The organism is Plesiomonas sp. (assembly GCF_051650925.1).
In the GTDB taxonomy this organism is placed as follows: domain Bacteria; phylum Pseudomonadota; class Gammaproteobacteria; order Enterobacterales; family CAMTGL01; genus Plesiomonas.
On sequence record NZ_JBOFRH010000397.1, the window covers coordinates 1 to 6520 of the forward strand.

Sequence of the window (6520 nt, forward strand, 5' to 3'; positions counted from 1 at the left end):
AATTTACGCTATCCTGTGTAAAAAATAATGTTTCAACCATTTCAACGATCAAACGTTATACCGTAACGGCTGTATATGCATCACGAAGTGACAGTAATATAAACCTGAGCTTTAGCCGTTTATTACGGATTAAGCAAGGGTCAGGCATCAGTGAGTAGAAAGAGAGTAGGGTAGATATCTGCGTGACTGTATTCGTTTTTGAGCTTTTTTAATAAGCCTTTTCCATGTCATGGTGATCTGGCTAGGTTTTTATATGTATTGGCTTTGCCATCAGCTTGGTAAATTTCATTTAAATTTGCATCCCCCCTTACGATAACTGACAATTTGCGTTATCGCTTAAGAGATGAGGGATCGTTGTGCTTACTGTTTACCATTCAAATCAGCTGGATGTTTTAAAATCACTGCTGTGTCAGTTGATGCGTATTGATCCGCTCGACGATCCCTTTGAGTCTGATGTTATCTTGGTACAAAGCCCCGGTATGGCGCAGTGGCTCCGTTTACAGCTTGCCGAGGAGTTTGGTATTGCAGCCAATTTGGCCTTTCCTCTGCCTGCAACTTTTATCTGGGATATGTTTATCTGCGTATTACCCGGTATTCCTAAACAGAGTGCATTCAGTAAAGATGCGATGACATGGAAGCTGATGACTCTGTTGCCTCCATTATTGGAGCGTGAGGAGTTTGCCGCTTTGCGCGGGTATTTGAATGAAGATGACAATCAGCGCAAATCTTTTCAGCTGGCGGCCAGAGTCGCCGATCTCTTTGACCAATATCTGGTTTACCGGCCGGAGTGGATTCAGGCTTGGGAGCGGGGTGATACCCCTGAGGAGCTGGCTGGCGAGCACCCGTGGCAGGCTGTACTGTGGCGAGAACTGGTTGCTTTTACCGCCGAGCTTGAGCAACCCAAATGGCACAGGGCCAACTTATACCAGCACTTTATTCGTGGCTTAGAGCAGGCAACCACCCGCCCTGCTGGTATTCCACCAAGGTTATTTATTTTTGGTATTTCAGCACTGCCGCCCATTTATTTAGAAGCACTTAATGCGTTGTCGCGCCACTGTGATGTGCACCTGATGTTTACCAACCCGTGTCGTTATTACTGGGGGGATATTCAGGATCAAAAGCTAGCGGCAAAACGCTGGCTAACACTGAACGGGCAGCCAGGCGCAAACTTTACTGCACCCGAATCAAGCGGTAATCCGCTACTGGCCTCAATGGGGAAGTTAGGGCGCGATAATCTTTATTTGCTGGCCCAGCTTGCTCCAAATGATATTGATGCGTTTGTTGAAATTGCGCCAGACTCACTGCTGCACCGTGTGCAGGCCGATATTCTGATGCTCGAAGACAGTACGGTACTGATGCCAAATCAGGATCATACTCGCCGTGAAATTGATCCCACAGATCGCTCAATAGTTTTTCACGCCTGTCATAGCCCGATGCGAGAAGTCGAGGTGTTGCATGATCAGCTACTCAGCATGCTGGCTGATGACCCGACGCTTACTCCACGTGATATTTTGGTCATGGTCGCTGATATCAACCGTTACAGCCCCTATATTCAGGCGGTTTTTTCCAGTACCCGTGATAATCGCTTTATCCCTTTTTCAATTTCAGATCGCAGTGCTAGTCAGGCTCACCCCATTTTACAAGCCTTTTTGACGCTGCTGAGTTTGCCGCAAAGCCGTTTTGTGGCCGAAGATATTTTGGCTTTGCTGGAAGTCCCGGCACTGGCCCAAAAGTTTGCCATTAATGAAGAGGGGCTGGTGCTGCTGCGCCGCTGGGTTGAGGATTCCGGCATTCGCTGGGGGCTAGACGATCAAGCTATTGCAGAGTTGGGGCTACCGACACAGGGTAATCATTCGTGGCGCTTTGGGGTTGAGCGCATGCTGCTCGGTTATGCTATGCGCACCGAAACGGGGTTGTATGATCAGCGTCTACCGTATGATGAGGTCTCTGGCTTACAGGCAAGTCTAGTTGGCCAGCTTGCTGATCTGCTTGAAATTCTGGCTCATTGGCGCACAGTATTGAGTCAGGTTCATACCTTATCTGAGTGGTCATTGCAGCTTCGTGAATTACTCAATCAACTTTTTGTGGCTGACAGTGAAACGGAAGCGGTACTGGCACTGATTGACCGGCAGATCCAGCGTTTGGTTGAACAAGCGAATGCCGCCCAATTTAGCGCGCCACTTTCACTGGCGGTGCTGCGTGATAGTCTGAGCAGTGCGCTAGATAACGAGCGAATCAGCCAGCGTTTTCTGGCTGGACAAGTTAACTTTTGTACTCTGATGCCGATGCGCTCTATCCCTTTTCGGGTTGTGTGCTTGCTAGGGATGAATGATGGTGTGTATCCGCGCACACTGCCGCCTTTAGGTTTTGATCTGATGGCAGGTGCACGTGCACGACGCGGTGATCGTTCGCGGCGCGATGATGACCGTTACCTGTTTCTGGAAGCGCTGCAATCGGCACAAGAGAAGCTCTATATCAGCTATGTTGGCCGGTCGGTACAGGATAACAGTGAGCGTATTCCTTCTGTACTGGTCAGTGAGTTGCTCGATTATCTCTGCCAAAGCCAGATTTTACCGGAAGATGCACAGAGATTAGCCGTGTTGCATCAGGCCTTGGGAGATCATCCATCAGCTGATGCGCTGGCTGAGAGTGCACAGAAATTGTTACAACTTAATGCTGCCGCTGAACAGCATTTACAGGCACATTTAGTGATAGAACAGGCGCTTAATCCCTTTAGTTGCCAGAACTTTCTCTCAGACTCACCCTGTTTCAGCTATGCTCGAGAGTGGTTACCGGCAGCGCGGCGGGAAGGTGTTGCCGTGCCTGAATTTTGGTCGGCAGCATTGCGCGCATCAGAAACAGCCAGTGAAATTGAGCTGGACGCATTGCGTAACTTTTACCGTCACCCGATACGCACGTTTTTCCGCCAGCGGTTACGAGTGAACTTTGAAACACCTGCTACCGGTGTGCCTGATGAAGAGCTGTTTGATTTGGATGGATTGGCGCGTTACGGCATCAACCAGCAGCTTTTGAATACGTTACTAAAACAAGAGCCGCTAGAACCGTTTTTGGCACGCATTCAGGCTGAAGGGCGTTTACCGTACGGGCGTTTTGGTGAACTGGTTTGGCAGCGTCAGCTTAGTGATATGCAAACCCTGAGCAGTCAAATCAGAGAGCAGCAGCAAACGGTAATGGATAAAGAGGTTGATCTGCAGCTTGGGGCTTTGCATCTCACCGGTTGGTTGACGGGGGTGCAAGATGACGGCTTACTGCGCTGGCGGCCGGGTGTACTGAATGCGGTTGATGCATTGAACCTCTGGATTGAACATCTTGTCTACTGCAAGGTCATGGCACAAAACCAGCAACAGGCCGGATACAGCCGTATGTTGGGGCGCGACAGTATGTTCAGTTTTGCACCGGTTGACCCCGATACGGCAACGGGCTATTTAATTGAATTGGCACAAGGTTATTGCAGCGGGTTACAAACACCGCTGATGTTGCTGCCAAAAAGTGGTTGGGCATGGCTGGGCAAGTGCCATGATAACGGGCAGTTATTAACAGATGAGTTAAGTTTGCAAAAAGCCCGTAAAGCTTTACTGGAGTGTTATCAAGGTGGATTTAACCGTAATGGTGAGGGCGATGACCCGTACCTACAACGGTTATTTGGCGCGCTGAATGACACTGCATTACGTAATATTGAACACTGTACAACACACTATTTATTACCGGTTATGAGTCATCTGACGGCATAGCAAGAGACATCATTGAGGGGAGGATGCCCGATGAGGCAAAGTGACCAACCAACGCGTTGGATTGTATGGGTATGGTGCACCTTGATGCTGAGTGTACCGTTGCTGTGGAGCCCGTTTTCATGGTCGCAGTGGCAAGTATTACCCGATCCGGTGCAAAAAAGTGAGCGCGATACTCGTGAGTATCAGCCCATCACCTTGGCAAATGGAATGACAGTGCTGCTGGTTTCTGATCCTAAAGCCACTAAATCACTGGCAGCAGTGACTTTACCGGTCGGATCAATGGATGATCCCGATGCCCAGCTTGGGCTGGCACACTATCTGGAGCATATGATCCTGATGGGGTCGAAAAAATATCCGGAAGCAGATGGCTTTTCACTGTTCTTAAATCAAAATGGGGGCAGTCACAACGCCAGTACTGCACCGTACCGTACCTCCTATTATCTGGAAGTGGAAAATAGCGCTTTTGATCAGGCTGTTGATCGTTTGTCTGATGCGTTAGCCGAGCCGTTGCTTGATCCCAAAAATGGCGATCGTGAACGCCATGCGGTGAATGCAGAAATGGTGATGGCACGCTCGCGTGATGGGATGCGTTTAGGTGAGGTTGATTCAGAAACGATTAACCCAAAACACCCGACGGCCCGTTTTTCTGGCGGAAATTTAGAAACACTGTCAGACAAACCGAACAGCAAACTGCATACCGAATTGCGCCATTTTTACAATAAATACTACTCGGCCAATATTATGCAGGCGGTGCTGTACTCAACACTGCCGCTCGATAAAATGGCAGCGATAGCCGATCAGAGTTTTGGCAAAATTGCCAATCACAAGATCAGCGCACCACAAGTGACTGTACCGGTGACAACCCAAAAAGAAGAGGGGGTGATCATTCACTATGTGCCGGTGCAGCCACTAAAAGCATTGCGCATTGAATTTACCATTCCGAATGATAGCGGTGAGTTTCGTAGCAAAGTCAGCACTTATATTGCTTATATGATTGATAACCGTAATCCTGGAACACTGGCCGACTGGCTACTGCGTCAAGGGTTAGCCGACGGTATTCAGAGCAGTGCCGACCCTATGCAGGCGCGTAATGGCGGTACATTCGGGATCTATATTTCACTGACAGATAAAGGGCTGGCACACCGTGATGAGATCATTGCGGCAGTATTCCGTTACCTGCGTGAACTTGAGCAAAAAGGGGTACAAAAGAGCTATTTTGATGAGATAGCCGATGTCTTGAAACTCGATTTTCGTTATCAGTCTGTGACCCGTGATATGGGCTATGTGGAAGACTTGTCTGACAACATGCTGCGTGTTCCGGTTGCCAATGTACTCAATGCTGGCATGCTGGCCGATCAGTATAATCCGGAAGCTATTCGTCAGCGTTTGGCACTGATGACAGCGCAAAATGCTCGGATTTGGTTTATCAGCCCGAAAGAGCCGCACAATAAAAAAGCCTATTTTGTAGATGCACCGTATCAGGTGAATAAAATTACACCGGATCAGTTTGCCATCTGGCAGCAGATGGGGGCAGCGCTGAACTTAAAACTTCCCGCATTGAACCCGTATATTCCGGATGATTTTACCCTGCAAAAAGCGGCTGATAGCAGCGGTAAGCCACTGGCCGTAATCAATAAACCGACTTTGCAGGCATGGTTAATGCCGAGCACGGTTTTTGCTGATGAGCCAAAAGGGGTGGTGACGCTGACGCTGCGCAACCCTGATGCAGATAACACCGCACGTAATCAGGTGCTGTTTGCCCTCACTGATTATCTGGCTTCACTCTCGCTCGATGAGCTCAGTTATCAAGCGGGTATCGGCGGGATTGGTTTTAGCTCATCGAATGATAACGGGTTACAAGTGTCGGCCAGCGGCTTTACCCAGCATCTACCAAAGCTGATGTTGTCATTGCTGCAAGGCTATCGTGACTTTACCCCTACGGCGGCCCAGTTGGTGCAGGCCAAAGCGTGGTATCGTGATCGTCTCGCCTCGGTGGATAAAACCCGTGCTTATCAGCAGGCAGTGATCCCGTTGCAATCACTCTCGGCTGTGCCCTATTTTGAGCGCCCAGAACGTTTAGCGCTGCTTGATAGCATTACGCTTGATGAGATGTTGCAATACCGTACACAACTCCTGAAGCAGTCAACACCGGCACTGTTGGCGGTGGGGAATTTCAGTCAGGCGCAGGTGCGCGATCTGGCGGAACAAGTGAAATCCCAACTGCAAACGGCAGGAGATAAACCTTGGTATGGCGAAACCGTTGCAATTAAACGGGCGCATCATGGCTATTTTGATCGTCGGATCAGCGCCTCTGACTCCGCATTAGCTGCACTGTATGTTCCGCTCGGTTATGGCGAACGTGAAGGGCAGGCTCGGGCAGCACTGCTTGGGCAGATTTTACAACCGCTATTTTTCAATCAACTGCGCACCCAAGAGCAGCTCGGGTATGCCGTATTCAGTTATGCGATGCCAGTTGGTCGGCAGTGGGGGTTGAGTTTTGTGCTGCAAACGCCGGATAAAACTCCCGCTTATCTGTATGCGCGCTATCAGGCATTTTATAAGCAGGCTGCTGAGCGTTTAGCCTCGATGCCAGCAACGGAATTTACTCAGTTTAAAAATGCCCTGTTAAACGAGTTGCGTCAGCCTCCGCAAACGCTGGATGAAGAAGCGGCTCGCTTTAGCGGTGATTTTTCGCGCGGTAATACCGCCTTTAACGGGCGTAATCAGTTGATCAGCGCAATTGAAACCCTAACGGCGCAGGATATTGT

The 6520-nt window shown here is 49.5% G+C and carries 2 protein-coding genes; both read left to right on the forward strand.

Features of this window, described 5'->3' with window-relative positions; translation table 11 throughout:
- Positions 1–356: 356 nt before the first annotated feature.
- Positions 357–3752, forward strand: a complete 3396-nt coding sequence (recC, locus tag ACRC27_RS09190) for an exodeoxyribonuclease V subunit gamma (RefSeq protein WP_438639738.1) — start codon at positions 357–359, stop codon at positions 3750–3752.
- Between the two features lie 30 nt (positions 3753–3782).
- Positions 3783–6520 (forward strand): pitrilysin (gene ptrA, locus ACRC27_RS09195; protein ID WP_438639739.1); only part of this gene is annotated, 2738 nt, incomplete at its 3' end.